Source organism: Wolbachia endosymbiont (group A) of Limnophora tigrina (genome assembly GCF_964263225.1).
In the GTDB taxonomy this organism is placed as follows: domain Bacteria; phylum Pseudomonadota; class Alphaproteobacteria; order Rickettsiales; family Anaplasmataceae; genus Wolbachia.
Genome location: NZ_OZ181654.1, coordinates 307,825 through 333,198 on the forward strand (window position 1 = coordinate 307,825; position 25,374 = coordinate 333,198).

A 25,374-nucleotide genomic window follows, 5' to 3' on the forward strand; every position below is an offset into this window, starting at 1 on the left:
AGATAATAAAGATAATCATAGGGTAAATATGAGGTAATATGGTAAACCTTTTAGAACTCTGCAAAAATTTACAGCAAAAAATAGAAAAGTTAGAAGCAAAAATAGAAAGATTGGAAAGAGAGAATGAAAGTTTAAAAGCAGAGCATGAGGCTTTAAAGATAGAGAACGCTGAATTAAAGGAAAGGCTAGGTTTAAATTCAAAAAACTCATCAATTCCCAATTCAAAAGAATTATACAAAATGAAAAAGGAAAAGCCAAAAAGCGAAAGAAAGATTGGTGGTCAAGTTGGGCATAAGGGTAATTATCGTGCTAAAATGGAAGCAGATGAGGTGATAAAGATAGAGTTGTCACCTACTTGCGAATGCGGAGGGAAGATTGCAATATGCGAAAAACCTTATATTCATCAGAAAGTAGATCTTCCGGAGATTAAGGCTTATGTAATGGAATATCAGTTGGAACATGGCCGTTGTCAGAGATGCGGAAAAAGAAGAAGTAGCAAGTTACCAGAGGGTGTTACGCCAGATACATTTGGCCCAAGGGTTAAGTCAGTAGTTGCAGCACTCAGTGGGTTTTATAAAAATTCAAAGCGCGAAGTAGCTAGCATCATAAATGATATCTTCAATTTGAACATAAGCGTCGGTAGCATATCAAATAGTGAACATAGAGTTGCTTCAAAATGCAAAAAAATGTATGAGCAGATCGAACAAGAGATAAGTAGGAGTAAAGTTCTACATATTGATGAAACGAGCCATTATAACAAAGGTAAACTCGCTTGGTGTTGGATGTTTGCAAGCAATACGGCAAGTTTTGTGAAGTTGACAGAGTCAAGGGGAATGAAAGTTTTAAAAAATAGTGTATGCTGCAATCGTAATAGCTTGGTAGTAACCGACAGATATGCAGCATACAACTACTTTGCTGATGAAAGAAGGCAAATCTGTTGGGCACACTTAGCAAGGGATTTTGAAAGATTAGCGCATAGTTGGAAATTTGAAGTTAAAGTTCTGGGCTGTTACTTGAGAAATGTAGCCACTGAGTTATTTGCACTGAAAAAAGCTTTACTAAAAAATGAGATAGATGTTTCAAGATTTATTAGACGTGCCAAGAAATTGCGAAAACGTACAAGGTATTATTTGAAGGAAATATCTCGCTTACCTGAAGCAATTGGAGCGTCTCGAGTTGCAAAGAATATTTTGAAATCTGAAAGAATGATGTGGAAATTTTTAGATGACCCAGAAAATACTCCGCTGACAAATAATCACGCTGAACGGCAAATACGGCATTATGTCGTTTATCGCAAAAATTCATATTTTACACAATCAGAACGAGGAAACTCATTCCTTGAGCAAATAATTTCGTTATACTTAACATGGAAACAGAGGAGGCTAAACCCTTTTCACAATCTTCTATCTATCGTTTCTTAAACCACTCTGCTGAACGGATACATTGGTCTTATTTTTGAAAGTAGATCTATAAAATCGGTATAAATCTTGCTTTATCTTAATCGTTTATAACCTTCGGTACTACGAAATACCCATGCTCCGATTTTGTATTGGATAATATTTCTTCTTTAATGTTTTGAGAATTTATAATATCATCGCGTACATGGACATCCTTATCTATAGTTCCATAACGCATAGGAGAAACACCTTCAGTATTAACTTTCAACAAAGTATCATGTATCCAATCCAGCATTGTCAGTTCTTTTGAGTAGTATTGAATCTCATCATCGGATAACTTAATCCTCACAAGCTGTGCAGTTTTAAGCATTTCTTCTTTAGTAATTGTTATTTTTCTCTTATTTGCAAATTCTATTAACGAAGTGATAACATCTTCTGTTGATCTAGCTGGCACTTTTACCTCCTTGCATAAAGCAAATTAAAATATTTGCAATTGAAACAACCTCTATCTTATCATTTTTTTCAAATTTGTGAAATACGGTGTCCGTAATTACTAATTTATCCAAAGAAGAGGAAGAGATTTTCTCAACTGCATTTCCTGAAAGTATTCCATGTGTAATGCACGAAACTACAGACTTTGCTCCTCGGTTTTTTAAAGCAAGAGCTGCATTACATAATGTTCCGCCAGAGTCAACTATATCATCAACAATGACGCAATTTTTGTTTGCAACTTCTCCGATTACATTCATTACCTCAGATGTACCTGCTTTTTCTCTATATTTATCTACTACAACAATATCATTATCCAACTTGTGTTTTTCCTCTAAAATCTTTGCAAAAGCACGAGCTCTGCCAATTGCTCCAACATCAGGCGCAACTATTGCCAAGTTTTCCTTGTATATAGAGTTAACAAATACTTCAAAACAGCTTAGATTAGTAACTGGTATATCAAAAAAACCTTCAATTTGACTTGAATGCAAATCAATAGCAGCAACACTGTTTGCACCAGCTATTTGAATAAGATTTGCAGTTAATTTAGCACTTAAAGCAGATTGCATATTATTGTTTTTAATAACCCTATCCTGCCTACTGTATCCGTAATAAGGAATAATAGCTGTTATTCTCTTGGCTCCAGATCTCTTTGCTGCATCAATTGTAAGCAGAAGCTCCATAAGGTTATCATTTACAGGGGAAGAAAGAGATTGTACTATATATACTTCTTGATTACGTAGATCATTTGCTACTTCTACATTTACCTCACCATCGGCAAATCTTGACACCTGATTGGGGAATAGCTGAGCATTTAGCCCACTTGCTATTGAATCTCCTAATCGTTTACTAGCGCTACCTATTATTACCTTCATATATACCAATTAAGTTTTGAAAATTATACAGAAACCATGGAACGATTAAAACTTTATTCTTGCCGCCAAGTGGATCATAGAAACGAAAAAGTTACTCGAAACATTTCACCAGCTTTCTTATCATGCAACTCGTTTTCACAAAGGTACGTACTATTTTTCTACTTAAAAATAAAGTAAATTTTTTGTGATGCTAAGCATTTTCTATAATTTTTCATTAGATTTATTAAAAATTTGACAATTATTAAAATATAGGCTAAAATATCTATATATTTAATGGAGAAATGAAATGGATTTTAGTCAATTTGTTAAAGGCGACTTTCTTGATTTGTACTCGAAAACAATAAACATAAGTGAATTAGTAAGCTTTTTACAGAGCAATCTTAGTATTACAGAGCTTAGTTTAAAAAGCTGTTATATTGGTGATGAAGGAGCAAAAGCTTTAGCTAATGGTAATCTTGCAAACCTTACTCAACTTGATTTAAGTTGGAACAAAATTGATGCTGAAGGAGCAAAAGCTTTAGCTAATGGTAATCTTGCAAACCTTACTCAACTTAATTTAAGTTGGAACAGTATTGGTGATGAAGGAGCAGAAGCTTTAGCTAATGGTAATCTTACAAACCTTACTTCACTTGATGTAGCTTTGAACAACATTGGTGATAAAGGAGAAAAAGCTTTAGCTGGTCTTAAAAAAGTTAATGTTAAAGGTATAGAAAATTCTAGAACAATAGATAGTTTGATAAATAAATTAACACAAAGTAACTCTTCAATAGAAATTTTTGATCCAGCTAAATCGGAAAATAAAACAACACTTGATGATATTATAATTTCAAAAAGCTTGAGAAAGGAGCTAAACAAGATTTGTGGTTTTATATCAGAAGTAAAGAGGGCATTACTTCAAAAAATAGGTTGCAAACCACAAAAAGGCTATATTTTTTATGGTCCACCTGGAAATGGTAAAACCAGCATTGCCCGTGCAATTGCATATCAAGCTAACGCAAAGTTTATTAGTGTTTCTGCGCCTGAGTTTATGAAATCGTATATTGGTGAAGGTGAAAAGTACGTAAGAGAAATTTTTAAAAAGGCAAGAGCAAATGCTCCTTGTATAATTTTTATAGATGAAATTGATTGTATTGCTAAAGAACGTGGCAAAGGTGGTAATTCTACTGCTGCTCAATCATCCGAAAGGCTTGTGAGTCAGCTTTTAGCCGAGCTTGATGGTTTCAACCCACTAGAAGGTGTAACAGTGATTGCTGCAACTAATTTTAAAGATGTTTTAGACACAGCGCTTACTAGGTCAGGTCGTCTCTCTAAGGATATTGAAATTCCTCTGCCTGAAAAGCTCCAGCGTAAGGAGATATTGGACTTTTATATAAAAAAATTAAAAAATAGTGGATGCTTAGAAGGTACAATAGACACTACAAAGCTTGCAAATGAAACTGATGGTTTCTCGGGAGCTGACTTAGAATATTTAACGTATGAAACAGTGGAAAATGTTGTACTTAATTCTAAAGATGAAGAAAAAGTCATTATTGACACAAGTAACTTCATTAACACAATTAAGGGTCTTAAGAAGGAGAAATCTCAAGAGCCTGAAGGTGAGCAAGTTAATGATGATCTAGGGTCACTTAGTAGTCTTCTTCGTAATAAAAATAATGTAGAAAGTCATAGCTCTGCAAATAGTAATTCAGATGTTGTTGGTACTATATATCAATGGGCTGAAACAACAACTAAGACATTTGAGCATATACAAACTCAAATTAACAAGCTAGGGAAAGAACACGATGAAAAATTCGAAGAACTTGACTCTAGGAACAGTGACTTAAAACAGGGCCTAGATTCTGTAAGGAAAGACTTAATTAAAGTAACTCAATGTACTGAAGAATACACTCAATTAAAGAATAATCTACAGACTATCACTACTAAAATAACTGAATGTGCTGAAGAACACACTCAATTAAAGGATAATAATCTAAAGACTATCACTGAAAAATATACTCAACTAAAGAGTGAATTAGAGAGTATGGTAACAACCGAACTCAAGAAACATGAAAGCACACTAGAGAAGCGTTTTGAAGATCTACAAGAACAATTTGAAGGTAAAAATAAAAAGCTAAATAGTAAATATGAAAAATTCTTAGGAGCAAGCAACAATAGTAAAAGGCAAGGTAGTTACGCCTCTATTTCTTTTGTATTATCTGGAGCATCTGCTGTTGGTGCAAGTTTGACAATGTTTCATTTAGCAATGTGTCTTTCATTCGCTGTAGCTGCATTAATTTTTCTTGCAGCAGGATGTTACTGTTTGTATAAGGCAAATACAACACTTAGTAATGTTGAAATTGATCAAACTACTAATCTTGTAGTTGTTTAGATAGTTTTTAGGCTTTTAAATTTGTACCTGTTTGGCAAGTTAAAAAGTCCTTGCTGGTGCTATAGCTTAAATTAGAGAAAATGACAGAAGTGTAGAGTGAGGTGGTTTTTGATTAATAATTTAAGATTCTTTTAAAAAAACCACCTTTCTTGACGCGTATGAACACTCCCAAATTTTTTATAGGTTTGACTTCACCTGATTTACAAATAGAAATTGGTTGAGTGTTTGCCATTTATTCTTATAAACAGCATTTTGCTTTTTTTAGCACGTAGCAATTCTTGAATTTTATGATATTATTTTTGTAAAATTGTTATATATATCATAATAACGGCACTGGCTGAGTTCATTAAGTAATTTTATGGGCAGTGGAATGATAAAAAGCGTTTTCACAAACACATTTTACTACATAATCAGCGCTAATATTAAAATGCTTATAAAGAGCTTCATAAGGTGCTGATTCTCCAAAATTTTTCATGCCAATAAACATACCGTTTGAACCTATATATTTATGCCAACCCACTTCACTTCCAGCTTCAATTGCAACTTTAATACTATCATTATTTAATATTACCCCTTTATATTCATCACTTTGCTCGTCAAAAAGCCTCCAACACGGCATAGAAATGACCCTTGTACCTACACCTTTTTCCTGTAATTTTTCTCTTGCCTCAACTGCAATTTCAACTTCAGATCCGGTAGCAAATATCGTCACTTCTAGCTTCCCTGAATATTCGCATAGTATATATGCACCAAATTTTGATAGGTTGGCCAATTGGTCAGTATAAGAGTGCATGTAATTAATATTTTGCCTTGAAAGCGCAAATAGTGCAGGTGACTCTTTTTTTTCAAGTGCAATGCTAATGCACTCCAAAGTTTCAATTGCATCTGCTGGCCTAAAAACATACAGATTTGGTATAGCTCTCAGAGAAGCTAAATGCTCTATTGGCTGGTGAGTTGGACCATCTTCTCCTACTCCAATTGAGTCATGAGTCATTACATATATAACCTGCTGTTTCATCAAGGCTGAAAGACGTATAGCAGGGCGGCAGTAGTCGGAAAATACTAAAAAAGTTCCACCATAAGGAATAATTCCACCATGAAGAGCCATACCATTCATACAAGCTGCCATAGCGTGCTCTCTCACTCCATAGTGGACATAAGAGCTACTATAATTATTACTATCTATTATCTGCATATGCTTATATTTAGTACAATTTGAACCGGTAAGATCAGCAGAGCCACCAATTAGTTCTGGCATAGACTTAGTTAATAGTTCCATTACTCTGCCGAAAGAAGATCGAGTAGCTTCGTTTGGCATTAGCTTACATATTTGTTTCTTCAGATCAGCCAAATCACTCTCGATATTATTCGGCAAACGTTTCTCAAGTCTTCTTTGTAGTTCTTTATTGATCAAGGATGTATAGTTTTGCTTTGCCCTCTTAACTGTTTCTATCCAAGCGTTTCTCACATCTTCTGGTACATGAAATGGTTCATAGTCCCAATTTAATTTTTCTCTCATCTGTTTTACATCTTCCTCTGTAAAGGCACCACTATGAGCAGAAGATGTGCCAGCACGGCTCGAAAATTTTCCGATAATAGTTTTGCAACAGATTAGTGTAGGTTTATCAGACTTTTGCGCCTGCTCTATTGCAAGGGATATAGCATCAAAGTCATGCCCATCGATTTTGTCAACATTCCATCCATACGCTGAAAAACGCTTTTCTACATCATCAGAGCAAGAGAGGCTAGTAGAGCCGTCTATAGAGATGTCATTGTCGTCAAAAAGTGCTATCAGCTTATTTAATTTAAGATGCCCAGCAAGGGACGCTGCTTCATGGCTTATACCTTCCATAAGACAACCATCTCCTAGCATTACATAAGTGTAGTGACTGATTTCAAACTGCTTTTCAAGAATCGATTCAGCAAGTGCCATGCCAACAGCAGTGGCAAATCCCTGACCAAGCGGGCCTGTTGTTGCTTCTATACCAGAAGTTAAGCCAAATTCTGGGTGACCTGGAGTTTTTGATGTAAGTTGCCTGAAGTTTTTTAGTTCATCTATACTAATGTAGCCTGTCAGATATAATATAGAGTATTGCAGCATCGAACCGTGACCATTTGATAGGACGAAACGATCTCTACTGATCCATTGAGAATCATCAGGGTTATGGTTTAGATATTTAGCAAATAATACAGTGGCAACATCTGCCATGCCAAGTGGCATACCTGGATGTCCAGAATTTGCTTTTTGTACTGCATCAATTGATAAAAAGCGGACAGCATTTGCCATGGATTTTAGTAGTAGATGATTCATGTATTAATAGGAAAACTTAAAAGTGAAGTATACTATATCATAGTGGCAAAAACAAGTTGACACTTAATGTTAAAATCATTAATAATTTATAGTTAGATTGTGAGAATTTTTGTATGACAACTGTTATCAATAGAAAGTATAGAATCAGTCGCAGGCTTGGTGTAAACTTATGGGGTAGAGCAAAAGATTCGGTCAATAAAAGAAAATACCCTCCAGGTCAGCATGGTATTCTTGGATTTAAGAAGTTATCTGATTTTGGTAAGCAGTTTGCTGCACATAAAAAATTTAAGTTCTACTATGCAATTTCAAGTAAGCAGCTTAGACGTACATTTTTAGATGCCTACAAAAGAAAGGGTTATACGGCTGATAATTTTATTGGTGCCTTAGAATCAAGGTTAAGTTCTGTTTTATATCACTCTGGTTTTGTGCCAACAATTTACTCGGCAAAACAGCTTATATCTCATAAACATGTTACAGTTAATGATAAGGTGGTTAACATATCAAGTTATAGAGTGAAGCCTGGTGATATAGTAAAAATAAGGGAAAGAGCAGCAAAAATTCCTATATTAATAGAGGCTGAACAAAAACAAGAACGTAAGGCTCCAGATTATTTAGAGGCAGACAGCAAAGCACTTTCAGTGAAGTATTTGAGAGCGCCTCAATATTCCGAAGTCCCCTATTCAGCAGACATGGAAGTCAATTTAGTAGTAGAATTTTACTCTAGATAAACAACATAAGGCCCGTGTGGCGGAATCGGTAGACGCAGCGGACTTAAAATCCGTGGGTTTTGCGACCTTGGGAGTTCAAGTCTCCCCATGGGCACCAGTTTAATTTATTAAAAAAGTATGAAATGGCTTGATATAGAAGATATTGCAGAAGCTCTAGAAGAGAAATTTCCAAATGAAGATATAATTAGTATTAGATTCACTGAACTTAAAAGAAAAGTCTTGGATTTAGAGGAGTTTGATGATGATGAAAAGTATTGTAATGAAAAAATATTAGAGGCCATTCAAGCAGCTTGGATTGCAGAAAGATCTTAAAAAACAGATAGCTATAAGAAAATTACTGCATACAGTAAAAAGATAATCTTCTTGGAAATACTATACTTTACTCGAATTTTAATTAGCTTCATAATAATTTAACAAATTAAAATTAAAAATGATTACAAGGTAGGAAACACAAAATTCTGGCAAATGCTAGATATATAAATACTGCTTTTTATGTGTGAGGCCGAGGATTATGAAAACAATAAGTTAGTTTTTTGTATAAGAAAGTTGTAATATAATTTAATTTTAAGCACTGGAAAGATGTTTAAATATAGCGGGCCAAAGAAATTAAAATCTATAATAGAAAACTATGCATTAAAATGCATGAAAAATAAGATCAGCAAAAATGAAATACGTCTTATTTTAAACTGGAAAAGTATAGTTGGAGAGGAATTAGCAGAATGTACAAAACCACAAAAGATCTCATACGCACAAAACGTAAATTCTGGTGTTCTGCATCTGTTAGTAACAAATGGCAGTAAAGCATTAGAAATGCAGCATATGGTTTCTCTTGTAATAGAAAAAATTACAGTGTTTTTTGGCTATAAAGCAGTATACGGTATAAAAATCAAGCAAGGGAGTTGACTATTTAACTATATCAGGTTAACCTAGTTACATAGGATAAATTGGTATATTGAAGTGAGTAGAATTTGTGAGTTAACAAATAGAAAAAAGTCTTTTGGTAATAAGGTATCGCATTCAAATCGTAAAACAAAGCGTACCTTTCTCTTAAATTTACATAAAGTTACATTGACGAGTAATATATTAGACAAAAAGTTTAGCTTTCGTATAGCGACAAGAACTTTAAGAACTATAGATTACAAAGGTGATCTTGATGCTTTCTTGCTCAACACAAAAACAATTAAACTAAGTAAAGAAGCGCAAAAGATAAAAAGAAGATTAAAGAAAGTTTTAGCAAAACAAGAGGTAGAGCTAGCTGTTTCAAATGCATAGTAAGCCTACATGGCTCAGAGCAAAAGCTCCAGCTGGTAAAGTATTCAATGAAACCTTAAATACTGTTAAGCTACATAACTTACATACAGTATGCGAAGAAGCTGCGTGTCCAAATATTGGTGAATGTTGGAATAAACGTCATGCTACTGTGATGATTCTCGGTTCTGTTTGTACTCGTGCTTGTGCGTTTTGCAACGTTGCAACTGGCATTCCTGATAAGCTCGATCCTCATGAACCAGAAAATTTAGCAAAAGCAATAAAAAAGTTAAATTTAAAGCACGTTGTCATTACCTCTGTTGACCGTGACGATTTACCAGATGGTGGTGCAAATCAGTTTATAAGGTGTATAGAAGAAATTAGAAAGATAACTTCGGAAACAACAATAGAGATCCTCACTCCTGATTTTTTAAATAAGAAAGGAGCGTTTGAAGCAATAGCTATTGCATCACCTGATGTTTATAACCACAACATCGAAACAGTGCCAAGGCTGTATGCAAAAATAAGACCAAGAGCTCGTTATTTTCATTCACTATATTTGCTAAAGATGGTGAAACAGATTAATTCTAAACTTTTCACGAAGTCAGGGCTTATGGTTGGTCTTGGAGAAACAAAAGAAGAAATCTTTCAGGTTATGGATGATTTACGTAGCGCCGAAGTTGACTTCATTACAATTGGTCAATATTTGCAACCAACTCCAAAGCATGTAAAGGTTGATAGATATGTTACTCCAGAAGAGTTTGAGCATTATAAATATATTGCTTATTCCAAAGGCTTTTTGGTAGTTGCATCAAGCCCATTGACTCGGTCATCGTACCACGCTGAAGAAGATTTTAACAGGCTCAAGGCTTGTAGTTAATATCTTAATTTTTTCAGAGTACAGTTTAATATAGTAATTAATATCTTGACTTTATTTAGAATATAATTTAATATAGGTATTGATGAAGCGAAAAAGTTATGGGTGATTCTAACGAAAAAGTTGACTACACTGAGTTATCAAAATCTTCTATTTCTGACAAAATAAAGCCAAAAAAAAAGGTCACATTTTGTCAGCAAGTCCAAGTTAAAGAAATTCCACTTGAAGGAAAAAAAGGAGCATGTAAACGATACAAAGAAAAGAAAGAGAAACAAAAACATGAGCTCAATAAAAAACCACAATTATGGAAGAGAGGTGCAGCAATTTTTGCTCCACCAGTAATTGGGCTTCTAGGAGGTTTAATAACTTTAACACTCATAACAGAAGAAATAAGTTCACCATTTTTAATTGCAGCTTTAGCTGCTATAGCAATTACAGCAGCAATATATGAACTTGAGTATTTACTTAAACCTGAATTGCTAGAAAAGCCTGGTAAAACTTTAAAGGATTTAGTAATTCTTTTGTAAAGGAAGAAAAAAACTCAAGAACTGTATCACAATAAATCAGAAAAGCTTAGTGAGTTGCCCTAGGCTTGACTTTTTACTTAGCTGATCACAAAAAGTATGAATTTTACAGCACCTAAACCAGCTGTTTAAGATCTTATATAAGCAATTGACAGCTACTGAGATGCCAGTTAAAATATTTACATAGTATATTAACAGAGGGTAAGGTGGGTTTTAGTGGATATGTACATGATAAAGCTTTAACAATATCAGATGTAAGTGCTAAAATTGATATAAGAGAGCTAGCAAACTTTCTACAGAGTAAAAAAGGCATTAACGAGCTTAATTTAATAAATGTAGAGATTGATAGTAAAGATGTAAAAGAGTTAAGTAAACTTACACATCTTACTTCGCTCACTCTAAGGAACAATAAACTCGGTTTTGAAGGTGCAGGATATATAGGTCAAGGCAATCTAAAAAACCTTACTTTACTTGAAATAAGTAATAACAACATTGGAGACAGAGGTTTTGCATTTTTGATTGGCAGCAAACGTCTCCCAAATCTTACTTTATTAAATGTAGAAAACAACAACATTGTTGGAGTGTGGCGCCACCACTATGGAGGAGATATAGCACTCAAAAATCTCACCTCACTTTATGTAGAAGGTAACGGTAAAAAATTCTTAAATGATAAAGAAGTTATCCTTGATAGTATAAAAAAAAGCTCAATAACCGAAGCGCCTGGACACTCTAGAGTAAAAGATGGTGAAGGTGCTACAAAAAAATTATTAGCTAAAAGAAAAAAAACGATACAAGCTACCAATAGTCAGTCAGATCCTAGTAGTAGGTTAAGTATAGAACTTTCCAAACAAGATGGGCTGCGTGAAATAGTACTTGACACTGAAACTACAGGTCTTGATGTCAATAGCCATCGAATTATCGAAATAGGGTGTGTAGAACTAATTAATCATATTCCAACAGGCAAAGTATTCCATCGATACATCAACCCAGAAAGGAGCATAGACAAAGGTGCATTTAAAGTTCACGGTATCAGCGAAGAATTTCTAAAGGATAAGCCATTATTTTCAGAGATTGCATCTGAATTTCTTAATTTTATATCTAGCGATACTTTGGTAATTCACAATGCTGGATTTGACATTAAATTTTTGAACATGGAACTTGGTAAACTGAATGCCAAATTAATCTCTTCAGACAGAGTGTTAGATACATTACCGCTTGCAAGAAAGAAATTTGGACCACCGGCTTCTTTAAGTGCATTGTGTGAGCGTTTTGGTATATCACTAGAGAGTAGGGAGTTACATGGAGCGCTAATTGACGCTGAGTTGCTAGCAAAAGTATATGTTGAGCGATTACAAACTCCTTTGGATCGATGTCAGCATGCAGTACGTAACTTATCTCTTAGAGGACACTTGCCAAGTAATGAAGAAGTTAGTGAGCAGTTAGATGAGATTAACGTATCTGTTCATGAGGGAGTAGTAGATAGAAGATTATAAAAACGCCTTTTGCTTTCAGTAGCGAAATTATTCTCTCAATGAATGTGTTTTCTAGCTTTAAAAATGCGAATCTCAATATCTTATCTTGAATTACTTAACTGTTGGTTCAAGTTTAAGTTCTTATCATGGTATGTATTTACATCTTTTAACACTTTAAGTGGTTCACCTAGACTATGTTCCACTTTTGTCTCAAATTTAAATCCCAAATTTCCAAAAAATTCTTGAAAATACTCAATAGTAATGTCACACAAACTTCTACCACTTGCTTTATAATTTTTCAGCTCTTTCGGAATATTAATAAGCACTTTACCATCCTCATATGTTATGCTTCTACCCTTAGATTTTAACTTAAATTCTACTGAGCTGTAAAAACCTGGTGTTTTGATATCATTAACAAGATCACTGCTGCACACCTTTATACAATCCATGGTAAAATTAAATTTTAGACAATTGGAGTCACGGCAATCCATACTATAAGTTATTGTTATGCTAGAATCTAACACAAGCAAGCCAAATGGAGAAAGAGCCTTTAATATATGAAGAAACAGAAAATGATTATACCCTTCTTGATGATAGTTAGTTATCAATTCTTCCATGATAGAGTCACTCGGAACTTCTGCACCAGCATATTCAAATATTTTTATGAAAATTTGCTTAAGAAATGGACTATAGTTCTTTCTTCCATTCTCATCTTCTAAAATGAGATCTTTATGTTTTGAATATAGCTTCTCAATAAGCTCATTAGGCACTTCTTTCTCATTAATAGTAAGGTTGTGTGATCTACCAAGGTCAATATATGTGTTGTAACCAGAGTTCCAACAATCTGATTTTATTGGCACAGATTTTAAATTAGCATACTTGAGCTTTTCCACTTCAGATTTTAATGCATTAACTATTTTTTTTGCCATATTATTCCCTCTATCACATAGATTAATACTAGTATTATATTTTATTGACTGTCAATTATTTAGAACCTTTGCTTTAAAGGACTTTCTATCTTTAACAACTGTTATGCAAGCGCATTGCTACCCTGTCTACTTCTGCTCCTTCCAGCTTGTTATCTACTCGTTCATGGTATAGATCTTTTCCCTTCATCCAGGATAGGTCACCATTTATTGTACAAACGTAATTGCCATTGTTCTTTTCGAAAAAAAATAGCCCTAGTTTGCTTTCGTCTTGACCGATCAATCCATTACGGACTACTTCCACGGTATAAAATTGACCTAAATTTAAACCTATTTCACGATACCTAGAATAATGACAGACTAGCGGATCATATAGTTCTCTTATCTTACCATTTCTTAGATCAACTATTTTGCGCTCTATCTTATCTAATTCCTCTATAACACTCTTCCCTTTTTTCTTCGCTTCATCATCTAACAGCTGTTTCTCTCCCAATTCTTTATAAATAGCAAAAAACCGTGATTTTTCTTCTTTCGCAAGATTAGATAAACGCCCTGCTAACTCATAGCACATTTTTTCTTGACTCAGTATTTCGCTTTTATATTTAGATAAAATATTAATCGCTATACGTGAACAACTTACTGCGATCAGGTCATTATTTAAATCCGTTTTAATAATTTTGCCGGTCTCTTGATTAACATGTGCAGTAACTTGCCCTAATAAAATTCCCTCAGGGATTGTTATATCCTTCCCTATATGAGAGTCAATGGCTCTTAAAGAATCAAAATCTATATATATCCCACCTTCGTGTCCTGTAAACTGCTTTAAGAGTGCCAGAGCAACTAATCTAAAAGTATCTATTTCAACAGCAAAGTATGTTCTTTGTTCATCTGTCATGTTATACATATCTCTAAAGAAATCTTTGATACTAGTATCTTTACCATCTATCTTCCATCCTTGATCTATTTCGCTCCAGTTATACTGATGCAAGTCTATAACATGTACTCCTTCAATTCCTTTCAGTTCACATTTTAAATCATCTATTTGATTTTCTTTGAATCCAGGACCGTTGATAATCAAATATATATCCCTCTCTTCTTTATTTATTAATTTATGATTTTTTATTATATCTAAGTAATTAAAGTCACTGTTTTTACCATCTGGTAAAGATGCACCATATACTCTTGGTACCCAAGTTAGTATTATTGGCGCTTCATTTGATAATTTTTTTACATTACCGATCATTATTTTACCTCAACACATTGATATACTTATATTATTATAATGAAATTCTAGCAAAGCATAAGTAAAATTTAAGTATTCTCCAAAAATTCTCGCTTCCGTACTACCTACCATAAGTTTTAGTTTACAGTCTCTGCTTCAAAGAACTTTCTATTTTAAATATAGAAAGTCCTTTAATAACTGTTATTCAAGCGATAGATTTTTCATTGCTACCTGATCTACTTCTGTTTCTTCTAGATTTTCATCCACCTGCTGATTGTATAAAAAATCACCCTTCGTCCAGGATAAATCACTATTTTCTAGAACCACAGAATAGTTACCATTGTTCTCTCTAAAAACAAATGACTTCATTTTACTTTTTTCTTGACCAGCCAGTCCTTTCTCAACTAGCATTTGAATGTGTACGTGACCTAAGTTAAAACCTCACTTTTACCCACAAATAAAAAAGTGAGTAAAATGGATACCAAATAAATTTGGGATTAAAATGAGTGAAGTAAGTACAAATGTGCAATATACTGATGGCTTAGGGGATAAATGGCTGGAAAGAGAGTTAAAACACGTTAATTTAGGAGATACAAGACTTAATAAGAGACTTATTAAAACAGGCTATTGTATAGAGGGTAAGGCGTCTGGATCAATTAATCAAAGCTGTAGTGGATGGAAAGAAGCTAAGGGTGCATACAGATTATTTAGCAATGAAAAGCTTAAGGATAAGGAAATTTATTCTTCCCATTACAAAGAAACTATGGAGAGAATGAAAGGAAATCAGTTTGTTTTTTCAGTTCAAGATACAAGTTATTTGGATTTTGACTCTCATATAAAAACTAAGAGGCTAGGTAGTATTTCTAAAGCTTATACGAAGCATAAAATGGGTTTACTGTTGCACAGTGCCTTAATAGTCAGCAAAGACGGATTGCCTTTAGGTCTATCTTCTCAACAATGTTGGGCACGTTCTATTAGGGAAAAAGAAACGTCACAAGAAAAAGCAAACAGGAAATACCGTACCTCCATAGAAGAAAAAGAAAGTTATAAGTGGATAACAGCTCTCAAAGAAAGCATAAACAACCTTCCTGCAAATGTACAACTTGTTACCCTTGGTGATAGAGAGGCAGATATCTTCAAATTTTTATGGATCACTGAGACATTAGGTAGTTTTTATGTAATCCGTAATCGAACTAATAGAAGATTTATCTGTACTGAAATTGGAAAAACAGATTTGCAAACACGCATCACTCAACTGCCAGTAAAGAAGAAAATTTCTCTAGAAGTTAATAAAGGTGGAAACCAAAGATCAAGGAAAGCTAATATTGAAGTTAAGTATATGAAAGGCTATATACCTATCAGATCTTCTTCAATTTATGGATCAAAAGACACAGTGCATAAAATAAGTGATAAAATCCCTGTATATGTGGTAAGTGCAAAAGAAACAAATCCTCCTGAAGGATTGGAAGCTATTGATTGGACTTTGCTGACTAATGTACCAGTTAATAGCACTTTAGATGCTATAGAAAGGATAAATTGGTATAAGCTAAGATGGAAAATTGAGGAGTATTTCAGGGTTTTAAAATCAGGATGTAAAATAGAAAGCTCTCGTTTAACTACAAAGGAAAGGCTACAGAAATTAATTGCTATAAAGAGCATTATTGCATTTAAAATTTTATATTTAACAAAAGTCGCTTTATCAAATCCCATGGAAACCTGTACTAAAATTTTAAGCAACGAAGAGTGGAAGGCCCTTTTCATACGTGAGCATAAAGTAGCTACATTGCCAGAAGAACCTCCAAACATAAAACAAGCTATTATTTGGTTAGGAAAATTAGGTGGATTTATGAATAGAAAAAGTGATAATTTACCAGGGGCTATGACTCTATGGCGGGGCTATGAAAATCTTAAGGAGAGCATAGTTATGCTTCACATCATGACCTCTCAAAATTGTGGGTAAAAGTGAGAGTTAAAACCTGTTGAAGAACAACCATGATATGTTGAATTAAGATATCTAAAATTTTGTGTTCTCATATCATACAACGCTTTTATTCCTCTCTTTTCAAGATCATCTAAGTATTTGTTTGCCACTTCTTTTATTATTTCTTTCATCTCTTCATCAAGAATATCCATTATTTCTATTTCGTCCTCTGCAATTTCTTCCTGTTCTCTCGACTTCTCAAACTCTTGATCCAATTGTTCATCCAATAACAATGGTAATCGTTGTTTTATATCACTGCACATTTCTTTTTGGCTTAATATTTTATCCTTATACTCAGATAAAACACCAGCTGCTACGCTTGAATCACTTATCGCAATTAAGTCATTATTTGATAATGTAAGAAAGATTTTTCCACTATTGTTAACCGCTACACGAACCCACCCCAACAATATCCCCTCAGGAATTGTTATATCCTTCCCTATATGAGTGTCAATGGCTTTTAAAGAATCAAAGTCTATATATATTGCACCTTTTTCTCCTGTCATTTTTTCTGAAAGAGCAAGAGCAATCAATCTAAAAGTATCTATTTCAATAGCAAAATATATTCTTTGTTCCTCCGACATATTATACATATTTTTGAAGAAGTCTTTTATACTAATATCTTTGCCGTCTATTTTCCATCCTTCATCTATCTCACTCCAGTCATATTGGTGTAAGTCTACAACATGCACTCCTTTAATTTCTTTCAGTTCACGCTTTAAATTATCTATTTGGCTTTGCTTAAACCCTGGGCCGTTGATAATCAGATATATATCCCTCTCCTCTTCATTCTTTAGTTTATGATTCTTGATTATATCTAAATAATTCAATCTACTATTTTTACCATCTGGTAAAGATGCACCATGCACTCTTGGCACCCATGTTAGTATTATTGGCGCTTTATTTGATAATTTTTTTACATTACCGATCATTATTTTACCTTACTATATTGCTATGTTTATAATATAGTGGATTTTTTAATAAAATGCAAGTAGACATTAAGATTTCACTTACGCTCTCTCAGTTTACAATTTTTGTTTCCGTATTATCTAATGAATCACCGTAAGTGACTGCCTTAAGATAAAACTTTCTCCCTTTTTGCACTTCAAAAGAAATTATTGAATCATCAAGTAGAATAAATTTTTCACCTGAGGTGTGTTCATATTTCTTAGTACCCTCTTGGCCTCTAATTAGGTCGATAAGCTGATATTTATTCTTACCTATGAGCTTTGCTCTTTCGAATTTTATTACCTCTTTTCCAACCAGCGCTAACACAGTTGGACTCATGACGTCTATCTTACCAAAACGCAGTACTACTGTAATTCCCTCATCGGTAAATTCGATTACATATCCGTAAGTAGATTGTATATTTGCGCTCGCGATGGGCTTATAATTTTTATCATCATACGAAATAAAAAGCGTTGCTCCTTTCCAACCTTCCTCTTCACTAATTAAAGTAAAACTTGCGATATTACCTTTAATATGCGGTAAATCTATCATTTCCACGATAGATTTACTGACGCGAGAAGGAGGGTATTCTTTAAGCATAAGTGATCTTGTTGAAGGAAAGGAGAGCTTGTATATAGAGGGATCATAACCAACTCCCATTACTTGAATGGACATGCTTTCAAACTTTGTTTTTATAATTCTCATCGTATGTCTTTTCTCGCCATCTGAAATTGCTATGACATCACTTGGTAAAAGCCATGCATATTTTATCGGGAGCTTAAAGTTGTATACATTTCTCTCTTGCCACGAAGAATAAAGTAAAACTTCAGCTATATTTTGCGCCTCCCCTTCCTCCATAATGAGAGGTATTTCAACTGTTGCAGCATTGCCCTGCTTTGGCAGTTCAGCATATTTCACATCAATTGGATAGCCAAAATTGCGGTTAAAATAGACAACATTGACTTTACTATTTAAATCTAGCTGACTAATATTAACAAGTTTTGCAACGTTATTGGTAACCATCTCGCCAATTGGTATTTCAGTTTTCACTCCCCTGCCCTTTTGAATAAATTTCAGTTTTGAGTTCTGTTCAACCACATCAAAAAAATAGCACCTTCGCAGCATTTTAATAATTGAGCGTACGGGTTGCTGATCATTTATTACATACCCAGATAGTAATCCTTTAACATCACTTGTATCAAACTGATCGCCTTTGAGACCTACCTTTTGCAACAGATCAGACAAAACATCGGAAACATTAAGTTGTGAAATTTTTCCCTGAATCCAGTGCCCGGTCTGCCAGTTATGGCAGTCAGCCCACATGTCACATAAATTGGGGAAATAAGGAAATGGCCTTGCATCCCACGCCCAGAGGAACATTTTCTCCACCATTTCTGAGCTTTGCCACTTTTTTAATGTTCCTTCGATTGCAGTTTTCTGCGAAAGAAAGCTCACCTCTCCGTTTGAGTATCGTGGATATTTACTCTCTATACTACCTTTATCAACAAACACATTGGGCTCATTAGTGCAGCCGTTCATACTGGGAAATCCATATTCGGTAAACCATATTTTCTTCATTTTTGGTTGCCATTTTGTTTTACTACCACCTGGATTTACATGAACTTCACTCCACCATTTCTCGATATTTTTCCACGCATATTCGCTGTCATTATACTTTATTTTCTCAGGATCACTTTTTGAGTAATCGTAAAAATAATCATACCCTACCCCACTGCTCCAACCACCCGTTACATCTTTCGCGGAATAGCCAAAAGGAGGTTCTGGGCCATCGGTGAGTGGAAAGTAAGCATCTATGCCAATAACATCGATGAACTGTGAAGACCATAGTTCATCCATATTATACCAACCATCATATGAATGATACTCACTCCAATCGGCAGCGTAAGTTACGTTTACTTCTTTTCCAAGCTGAAATTTTACTTGCTTTGCAACTTTAACTAGCTCTGCTACTGCAGGATAGTTACCCTCTACATCTTTTACTCTGGTAAGCTGAGCAAACTCAGAACCAATAATAAACCCTTCCACTTTAGTTTGTTTGGCAATGCTCGTGTAATGCTCTATGAATTTGCTATACTGATTCTCAAAAAAATCACTTATATCCTGAGGAGTACCGCTCAATTTTCCTCGCCACTCTTTGTTTTTTGTGTCAAGCAAGAGCATTGGATAGAGCATCACCTTATAACCTCTGCTATGCAGCTCTTCTATATATCTTATTAGTGCTGCATCGCTAACTGTACCACCATATCTTGGATTTCCATGATTATCTTTTGAAATGAGCTGGGCATTATCCCTGGTTATATTTCCCACTTGCCAATCATCAGGCACTATAGCAGAATCGTCTTGAAATTCAACTGCAGGATATATTTTACAATCTTTGATATTCAAACTGCTTGCAAACCAATTAACCACTACCGATGCCCATTCAACATTTGGTAAACTTTCCTTCAATTGGTCCAAAGAAAGCATAGCATCGCTCTTTTTTGTGTGATTATTGTGATTTACTCTTTGTACCGGTCCATAGGGAATATATTGACTACTGCTTATTTTTTCTCGTGCAATTTTCTTCTGTATTTTCGTATCATACACAAACTCCCCTGAACCTGGTATGATATTGATATTTTTAATGTTTTCTGCTACTGAGAATCCATTGAGCTTCAGTGCAGTTTGCACTTCAAATGTAAACACCGGAACACGATTACTATAGTCTGCCAAAGGGAAATTTTTGATGACTATGTAAGATATTCCTCTATAAGCTGGTACATTCTTCTCACCTTCGATTGATAACATAAACGGATCAGGGTTTTGGTCTTCTCTGCCGTGGTAAAAAGTATAATCTATTTCATCAAAACTAAGCGATTTTATATCCGCCCAGATTCTATTTAATTTTTCTACTTTCCCCTTGCAAATTGCAATTGCGAGTGTTGCATAGTAGTTATATGTAATATTTATACCTCTTCCTGTTTTATTTTGAGTGGTTATCGCCTCCTCTTTTATTGGCTGTGACCAAATAATGTTTCCAGCAATGCGAGCAGTGCCATAGATAATTGGAATTGCTTTGCCATAAGTTGAGGTTTGAACTTGCAGATTTTTCAGCCTCGCCCCATGCGTTATCTTTTGCTCGGCATCAAGACCAAATATTGCATTATCAAGCTGTGCACCAAGCAGAGCACCGAGTTCTGAGCCAGCAATCTGGCCAATTGGCCCAAAAATACTGCCCGCTTTACTTAAAATTGATGATAAAATTATTGTAGACATAATATTCTCCTTTTTAATAGATTGTTTTGAATTTTTGAAAGAAGATCCCAGACTGGGATAAAATTGGGACCTACTATATAGTAGTGTCATGCGACTGGTATCCAGGAAAAAAAGGATGTAATCCGAGTAGCCCTTTTCCTGTCATCCGAGTAGCTGACACTGGGATCCATTGTTCTTTATTTCTGAATTCCAGCGTCACGCGCTGGAATGACATTAAATGATTTTTCTTTGAATTTGAGTTATGCAAGCAAGCCCCTTTGTTGTCATGCAAGTAGCCCCTTCGATGTCACCCGAGTAGCCCTCTTCCTGTCATCCCAGTACTGGGATCCAGCCTTTCTTACCAACAAAAAACTTGGCATAACTTGCGTGCTCAAAAAATTCCTAGATTCCAGTACTGGAATGACACCCTTTTAGAAGTTCAATGACCCTTCTGGATAAAAACTATTGTCAAGCACTGGAATGACATGATTCGACTTGCATGGCGTCATCCCAGACTGTGTAGTAATTCTCTTTATTCCTCGATTTGCCACTTACTTCCTCGAGAAGATACATCACTCAATGAAGAGCTTACTGATGAACTTCTAGATAAGCTTCCAGATGATAGCCTTGTATCCTTGTTTTTAGTTTTTCCGTTACTATGTTTCTCATTCTTCTTATCTTCAATGTTATGTTCCTTCTTAAATCTTTCACATAAAGTGAAAATAGGAGTGCTTTTGCCTTTACTTTTCTCCTCTCGTATATACTTGGCTAAACCAATCAGATTTGCTGGTGAAAAACCATTAGTACTCTTTACAATAGTTTCAATATTTAGAGGGCTTAATTCTTTGAGATATTCTTTTAGTATTCCCCTACGTGTACTTTCTTTATCCAGCCCAGGAACCTCAATACACTCCAAACGACCACCCCTAGTAAACGCAGTATCTAAATGATCCTTATGATTAGTTGCAGCAATCACCGTTATATTTTTTGAGGATAAAAACTCTTTATCCAATTTAGTGAGTAAATAAGTTAAAGGCCCTGCATCCTCATTAACAGTTCGCTTTTTACCAACTCCGTCAATCTCATCTATAAAAATCATACAAGGACTGTTTGTCTCTGCTTTCTCAAAAACTTGATCTATATTCCTTTGACTAGACAAGCAAGACGCAGAAACAGACATAAACGCAAACAGAGATTTAGTTTGATTTGCAATTGCCTTACTAATACTAGTCTTACCAGTTCCTGGTGGACCGTACAAGAGATATCCTCCGCTTTTTGACTCACAAATTCCTCTCAACTTTTCTTTTATGTCATTTGGTAATATAATATCACTAAATGTTGTATTCCACCCTCTTTGACTGCTAGTACAACATTGCATAATTCTATTATGGCTATTTTGATCAAAATTTGCAAGACTTTTTATGCGAAATACTATATACAAGTGATTGTGATTGATTTCAATTTGATGAATTAACATTCTAATAATATTTTGCTTAGTCTGCCAATCCACTTGATCAAGCTTTGATTCAACACTTGAGGAAAAGTTTTTCAAGCTATCTGTAACAAGGCTCAATTCTTGGTGTCCGTTCAGCAGAGCGGCAAAATAAGGTAGACAAAGCAAGATAATAAAGATAATCATAGGGTAAATATGAGGTAATATGGTAAACCTTTTAGAACTCTGCAAAAATTTACAGCAAAAAATAGAAAAGTTAGAAGCAAAAATAGAAAGATTGGAAAGAGAGAATGAAAGTTTAAAAGCAGAGCATGAGGCTTTAAAGATAGAGAACGCTGAATTAAAGGAAAGGCTAGGTTTAAATTCAAAAAACTCATCAATTCCCAATTCAAAAGAATTATACAAAATGAAAAAGGAAAAGCCAAAAAGCGAAAGAAAGATTGGTGGTCAAGTTGGGCATAAGGGTAATTATCGTGCTAAAATGGAAGCAGATGAGGTGATAAAGATAGAGTTGTCACCTACTTGCGAATGCGGAGGGAAGATTGCAATATGCGAAAAACCTTATATTCATCAGAAAGTAGATCTTCCGGAGATTAAGGCTTATGTAATGGAATATCAGTTGGAACATGGCCGTTGTCAGAGATGCGGAAAAAGAAGAAGTAGCAAGTTACCAGAGGGTGTTACGCCAGATACATTTGGCCCAAGGGTTAAGTCAGTAGTTGCAGCACTCAGTGGGTTTTATAAAAATTCAAAGCGCGAAGTAGCTAGCATCATAAATGATATCTTCAATTTGAACATAAGCGTCGGTAGCATATCAAATAGTGAACATAGAGTTGCTTCAAAATGCAAAAAAATGTATGAGCAGATCGAACAAGAGATAAGTAGGAGTAAAGTTCTACATATTGATGAAACGAGCCATTATAACAAAGGTAAACTCGCTTGGTGTTGGATGTTTGCAAGCAATACGGCAAGTTTTGTGAAGTTGACAGAGTCAAGGGGAATGAAAGTTTTAAAAAATAGTGTATGCTGCAATCGTAATAGCTTGGTAGTAACCGACAGATATGCAGCATACAACTACTTTGCTGATGAAAGAAGGCAAATCTGTTGGGCACACTTAGCAAGGGATTTTGAAAGATTAGCGCATAGTTGGAAATTTGAAGTTAAAGTTCTGGGCTGTTACTTGAGAAATGTAGCCACTGAGTTATTTGCACTGAAAAAAGCTTTACTAAAAAATGAGATAGATGTTTCAAGATTTATTAGACGTGCCAAGAAATTGCGAAAACGTACAAGGTATTATTTGAAGGAAATATCTCGCTTACCTGAAGCAATTGGAGCGTCTCGAGTTGCAAAGAATATTTTGAAATCTGAAAGAATGATGTGGAAATTTTTAGATGACCCAGAAAATACTCCGCTGACAAATAATCACGCTGAACGGCAAATACGGCATTATGTCGTTTATCGCAAAAATTCATATTTTACACAATCAGAACGAGGAAACTCATTCCTTGAGCAAATAATTTCGTTATACTTAACATGGAAACAGAGGAGGCTAAACCCTTTTCACAATCTTCTATCTATCGTTTCTTAAACCACTCTGCTGAACGGATACCAATTCTTGTTGTAGTTTTTTTTGATCAAGCGTTCTTTCTTTCTCTTCTTCAATTTCTTTCAAATGCTGTTTCATTGTTGTGATTCTTGGTTCAAATTCTTCTTGGCTTATAAACCCTTTGGCATAGCTATCAATAAATTTTTTGATACTTAATCTTAGCTTACTTTCTTGCTTTTCACGTGTTTGATTATGTAAAGGCTTTTTGTTCTCTGACAATCTACGTTGATATTCATTTGCAATCCTATCTGGCTCTTTCAAGATACTCTTGACTTCTTCCCATATAACTCCATCTAATATATCAGTGCGTATTGATTTATTATCGCAGATTTTATTGCCATTAAATTTGCTAGAGTTTGTACCAGAGCAACGATAGTAATAATATGTCGACTTTTTATGAACGTGGTTTGTACCACAATAAGTATATTGACAACGTTGGCATACCATTAAACCTTGTAATAAATATGTTTCTCTTCTTTGTCGTACTCTTGCTCTTTGTCTATTTTCAGCTAATTGTGTTTGCACTGAATCAAATAAATTTTCATTGATTATTTTTGGTACTGGAATATAAGTCCAGTTCTCTTTATCACTATTAAAGCGACCACTTTTAAGTTTACCACAAGTTCCTTTTTTTGACTTTTTTACTTGTGGTTTTGAGCATGTCTTAGTTTTACCATAAGCTGCTTGTCCTATATAAGCAGGATTTTTTAACATGTTCCAAATAGTGCTCCTTTTCCAATACCTTTTTCCTGTTCGTGTTATTACCGGTATCTTATTCAGTTCATGTACAACTTCTCCTATGCTTGCTCTTTCTTGGCCAACCCGACTAAATATTTTACGCACTATATTTGCCTCTTCTTCATCAACCTCAAATTGAGCACTTCCTTCACCTACATGTTTTGCTATGTAGCGATAACCGTAAGGCGCCCTACCCATCACACTTATACACCCAGCTTTGGCCGCATGAAGTTTACCTCTACGGTTTCGTTCCATAATCTTTGCACGTTCATACTCTGCTATTGCTCCCTGAATCTGTAGAAATAAATGGGAATCCGGATTATCATCAAACTTATGATTCAAAAATACTATTTCAGATCCAGCCTTTTTAAACTCTTCGAGTAAGATCATTTGATATGAAAATTTCCGTGATAGCCGATCAGGTGAATGAATATATATCTTATCTATCTTACCTTCTGCTACTCTATCACGTAAACTCTCTAAGCCAGGACGTTCTAAGTTTGATCCACTGTAGCCATTATCAACAAACCTATGTTCATCTAACAATTCATATCCATCGCTACTAATGCGACGCTCCAATTCTACAATCTGACTCTCTATCGTATTCTCTTGTGCTTGTTGTCTTGATGAAACTCTTGCATACAAGCTTACTATTGTCATTTTCTTTCACCTCCTTTATTTTATATTTCAATAATTGTTCATAAGCATTTGCCAAATATGTACTCGCCAATCTGTGAGGTTCATAACGGCAATTAATAGTTAATTCCCCTTTTTGCATGTTTTTCTTCCTGTGAATTTTCTGATAGGTTGGGAGAATTCTTATCACCAGCTAAAAGAAAACTTTTACCATTTTAAACTAAACCAATGCGTACCTTATTTAAGGAAGCTATCTAGTTCACACAAATTCTCCTTAATTAAATATACAAGATTTGAAAAAATTATGTCCAAAAAATCTT

Annotated in this window: 21 protein-coding genes and 1 tRNA gene; 12 read left to right on the forward strand and 10 right to left on the reverse strand. The window is 34.6% G+C overall.

Annotated features, from left to right (window positions below):
• The first annotated feature begins 38 nt into the window (after positions 1-38).
• Positions 39-1,421, forward strand: a complete 1,383-nt coding sequence (tnpC, locus tag ACE38P_RS01510; RefSeq protein ID WP_374699286.1) for an IS66 family transposase — start codon at positions 39-41, stop codon at positions 1,419-1,421.
• A 76-nt stretch (positions 1,422-1,497) separates the two neighbouring features.
• On the opposite strand, the gene gatC is transcribed toward tnpC (ACE38P_RS01510), so the two are convergent.
• On the reverse strand, positions 1,498-1,851 hold the full coding sequence (gene gatC / locus ACE38P_RS01515; protein ID WP_010401704.1) for an Asp-tRNA(Asn)/Glu-tRNA(Gln) amidotransferase subunit GatC: 354 nt from the start codon (positions 1,849-1,851) through the stop codon (positions 1,498-1,500).
• Positions 1,841-2,761: a ribose-phosphate diphosphokinase gene (locus ACE38P_RS01520; RefSeq protein WP_019236386.1), complete on the reverse strand. Its 921-nt coding sequence runs from the start codon at positions 2,759-2,761 to the stop codon at positions 1,841-1,843. The genes gatC and ACE38P_RS01520 overlap by 11 nt, the downstream gene beginning before the upstream one ends.
• A gap of 286 nt (positions 2,762-3,047) precedes the next feature.
• On the opposite strand from ACE38P_RS01520, the gene ACE38P_RS01525 reads away from it, so the two are divergent.
• Positions 3,048-5,129: an AAA family ATPase gene (locus ACE38P_RS01525; protein WP_374699378.1), complete on the forward strand. Its 2,082-nt coding sequence runs from the start codon at positions 3,048-3,050 to the stop codon at positions 5,127-5,129.
• Between the two features lie 346 nt (positions 5,130-5,475).
• Here the strand turns inward: ACE38P_RS01525 and tkt are convergent, their stop codons facing one another.
• Positions 5,476-7,440: a transketolase gene (tkt, locus tag ACE38P_RS01530; RefSeq protein ID WP_374699379.1), complete on the reverse strand. Its 1,965-nt coding sequence runs from the start codon at positions 7,438-7,440 to the stop codon at positions 5,476-5,478.
• A gap of 113 nt (positions 7,441-7,553) precedes the next feature.
• On the opposite strand from tkt, the gene rpsD reads away from it, so the two are divergent.
• From rpsD to dnaQ, 8 genes are all read left to right on the forward strand, one after another.
• The gene (gene rpsD, locus ACE38P_RS01535) at positions 7,554-8,168 is read left to right on the forward strand and encodes a 30S ribosomal protein S4 (protein ID WP_006012690.1); all 615 of its coding nucleotides are present in this window, start codon (positions 7,554-7,556) and stop codon (positions 8,166-8,168) included.
• A gap of 10 nt (positions 8,169-8,178) precedes the next feature.
• Positions 8,179-8,265 (forward strand) — tRNA-Leu (locus ACE38P_RS01540).
• 20 nt (positions 8,266-8,285) lie between these two features.
• Positions 8,286-8,480 (forward strand): Fe-S cluster assembly protein IscX, encoded by a 195-nt coding sequence (iscX, locus tag ACE38P_RS01545; RefSeq protein WP_007302643.1) that lies wholly within the window; start codon positions 8,286-8,288, stop codon positions 8,478-8,480.
• A 267-nt stretch (positions 8,481-8,747) separates the two neighbouring features.
• The gene (locus ACE38P_RS01550; RefSeq protein ID WP_006012687.1) at positions 8,748-9,071 is read left to right on the forward strand and encodes a DUF721 domain-containing protein; all 324 of its coding nucleotides are present in this window, start codon (positions 8,748-8,750) and stop codon (positions 9,069-9,071) included.
• A 54-nt stretch (positions 9,072-9,125) separates the two neighbouring features.
• Positions 9,126-9,440: a 50S ribosomal protein L28 gene (gene rpmB / locus ACE38P_RS01555; RefSeq protein WP_006012685.1), complete on the forward strand. Its 315-nt coding sequence runs from the start codon at positions 9,126-9,128 to the stop codon at positions 9,438-9,440.
• Positions 9,433-10,296 carry a lipoyl synthase gene (gene lipA, locus ACE38P_RS01560; protein ID WP_264730772.1) on the forward strand — a complete coding sequence of 288 codons (864 nt, stop codon included), beginning with the start codon at positions 9,433-9,435 and terminating at the stop codon, positions 10,294-10,296. Before rpmB ends, lipA begins: the two co-directional genes overlap by 8 nt.
• Positions 10,297-10,394: 98 nt before the next feature.
• Entirely contained in the window at positions 10,395-10,820 is a 426-nt protein-coding gene (locus ACE38P_RS01565) for a hypothetical protein (RefSeq protein ID WP_374699380.1), read from the forward strand.
• Between the two features lie 830 nt (positions 10,821-11,650).
• A complete protein-coding gene (gene dnaQ / locus ACE38P_RS01570) occupies positions 11,651-12,310 on the forward strand; it encodes a DNA polymerase III subunit epsilon (protein ID WP_372436136.1) in 660 nt (219 codons plus the stop codon).
• A gap of 80 nt (positions 12,311-12,390) precedes the next feature.
• Here dnaQ and ACE38P_RS01575 read toward each other — a convergent pair whose 3' ends face one another.
• The 3 genes from ACE38P_RS01575 to ACE38P_RS01585 form a co-directional block, all read right to left on the reverse strand.
• A complete protein-coding gene (locus ACE38P_RS01575; protein ID WP_374699381.1) occupies positions 12,391-13,218 on the reverse strand; it encodes a hypothetical protein in 828 nt (275 codons plus the stop codon).
• Positions 13,219-13,309: 91 nt separating this feature from the next.
• Entirely contained in the window at positions 13,310-14,458 is a 1,149-nt protein-coding gene (locus ACE38P_RS01580; RefSeq protein ID WP_374699382.1) for a hypothetical protein, read from the reverse strand.
• 180 nt (positions 14,459-14,638) lie between these two features.
• Positions 14,639-14,848 carry a hypothetical protein gene (locus tag ACE38P_RS01585; RefSeq protein ID WP_374699383.1) on the reverse strand — a complete coding sequence of 70 codons (210 nt, stop codon included), beginning with the start codon at positions 14,846-14,848 and terminating at the stop codon, positions 14,639-14,641.
• 91 nt (positions 14,849-14,939) lie between these two features.
• Here ACE38P_RS01585 and ACE38P_RS01590 point away from each other — a divergent pair, with 91 nt between their 5' ends.
• Positions 14,940-16,397: an IS4 family transposase gene (locus ACE38P_RS01590; RefSeq protein WP_374699293.1), complete on the forward strand. Its 1,458-nt coding sequence runs from the start codon at positions 14,940-14,942 to the stop codon at positions 16,395-16,397.
• Here the strand turns inward: ACE38P_RS01590 and ACE38P_RS01595 are convergent.
• From ACE38P_RS01595 to ACE38P_RS01605, 3 genes are all read right to left on the reverse strand, one after another.
• Positions 16,382-17,350: a hypothetical protein gene (locus ACE38P_RS01595; RefSeq protein WP_374699384.1), complete on the reverse strand. Its 969-nt coding sequence runs from the start codon at positions 17,348-17,350 to the stop codon at positions 16,382-16,384. The genes ACE38P_RS01590 and ACE38P_RS01595 overlap by 16 nt on opposite strands.
• Positions 17,351-17,438: 88 nt before the next feature.
• On the reverse strand, positions 17,439-20,642 hold the full coding sequence (locus ACE38P_RS01600; RefSeq protein WP_374699385.1) for a glycoside hydrolase TIM-barrel-like domain-containing protein: 3,204 nt from the start codon (positions 20,640-20,642) through the stop codon (positions 17,439-17,441).
• A 511-nt stretch (positions 20,643-21,153) separates the two neighbouring features.
• On the reverse strand, positions 21,154-22,173 hold the full coding sequence (locus ACE38P_RS01605) for an AAA family ATPase (RefSeq protein WP_374699386.1): 1,020 nt from the start codon (positions 22,171-22,173) through the stop codon (positions 21,154-21,156).
• Between the two features lie 106 nt (positions 22,174-22,279).
• Between ACE38P_RS01605 and tnpC (ACE38P_RS01610) the strand changes: the two genes are divergently transcribed.
• A complete protein-coding gene (tnpC, locus tag ACE38P_RS01610) occupies positions 22,280-23,662 on the forward strand; it encodes an IS66 family transposase (RefSeq protein WP_374699286.1) in 1,383 nt (460 codons plus the stop codon).
• Here the strand turns inward: tnpC (ACE38P_RS01610) and ACE38P_RS01615 are convergent.
• Positions 23,645-25,078, reverse strand: coding sequence for a recombinase family protein (locus ACE38P_RS01615; RefSeq protein ID WP_374699387.1), 1,434 nt, complete (start codon positions 25,076-25,078; stop codon positions 23,645-23,647). The genes tnpC (ACE38P_RS01610) and ACE38P_RS01615 overlap by 18 nt on opposite strands.
• Between the last annotated feature and the right edge of the window lie 296 nt (positions 25,079-25,374).

Excerpts from the sequence above, each read along its gene's own strand:
- ACE38P_RS01600 (WP_374699385.1), bottom strand. The coding sequence starts at position 20,642 with ATGTCTACAATAATTTTATCATCAATTTTAAGTAAAGCGGGCAGTATT.
- iscX (WP_007302643.1), top strand. The coding sequence starts at position 8,286 with ATGAAATGGCTTGATATAGAAGATATTGCAGAAGCTCTAGAAGAGAAA.
- lipA (WP_264730772.1), top strand. The coding sequence starts at position 9,433 with ATGCATAGTAAGCCTACATGGCTCAGAGCAAAAGCTCCAGCTGGTAAA.
- tnpC (WP_374699286.1), top strand. The coding sequence starts at position 22,280 with ATGGTAAACCTTTTAGAACTCTGCAAAAATTTACAGCAAAAAATAGAA.
- ACE38P_RS01580 (WP_374699382.1), bottom strand. The coding sequence starts at position 14,458 with ATGATCGGTAATGTAAAAAAATTATCAAATGAAGCGCCAATAATACTA.
- tnpC (WP_374699286.1), top strand. The coding sequence starts at position 39 with ATGGTAAACCTTTTAGAACTCTGCAAAAATTTACAGCAAAAAATAGAA.
- ACE38P_RS01565 (WP_374699380.1), top strand. The coding sequence starts at position 10,395 with ATGGGTGATTCTAACGAAAAAGTTGACTACACTGAGTTATCAAAATCT.
- ACE38P_RS01575 (WP_374699381.1), bottom strand. The coding sequence starts at position 13,218 with ATGGCAAAAAAAATAGTTAATGCATTAAAATCTGAAGTGGAAAAGCTC.
- ACE38P_RS01590 (WP_374699293.1), top strand. The coding sequence starts at position 14,940 with ATGAGTGAAGTAAGTACAAATGTGCAATATACTGATGGCTTAGGGGAT.
- ACE38P_RS01595 (WP_374699384.1), bottom strand. The coding sequence starts at position 17,350 with ATGATCGGTAATGTAAAAAAATTATCAAATAAAGCGCCAATAATACTA.
- rpsD (WP_006012690.1), top strand. The coding sequence starts at position 7,554 with ATGACAACTGTTATCAATAGAAAGTATAGAATCAGTCGCAGGCTTGGT.
- ACE38P_RS01520 (WP_019236386.1), bottom strand. The coding sequence starts at position 2,761 with ATGAAGGTAATAATAGGTAGCGCTAGTAAACGATTAGGAGATTCAATA.
- ACE38P_RS01550 (WP_006012687.1), top strand. The coding sequence starts at position 8,748 with ATGTTTAAATATAGCGGGCCAAAGAAATTAAAATCTATAATAGAAAAC.
- ACE38P_RS01525 (WP_374699378.1), top strand. The coding sequence starts at position 3,048 with ATGGATTTTAGTCAATTTGTTAAAGGCGACTTTCTTGATTTGTACTCG.
- ACE38P_RS01615 (WP_374699387.1), bottom strand. The coding sequence starts at position 25,078 with ATGACAATAGTAAGCTTGTATGCAAGAGTTTCATCAAGACAACAAGCA.
- ACE38P_RS01585 (WP_374699383.1), bottom strand. The coding sequence starts at position 14,848 with ATGCTAGTTGAGAAAGGACTGGCTGGTCAAGAAAAAAGTAAAATGAAG.
- tkt (WP_374699379.1), bottom strand. The coding sequence starts at position 7,440 with ATGAATCATCTACTACTAAAATCCATGGCAAATGCTGTCCGCTTTTTA.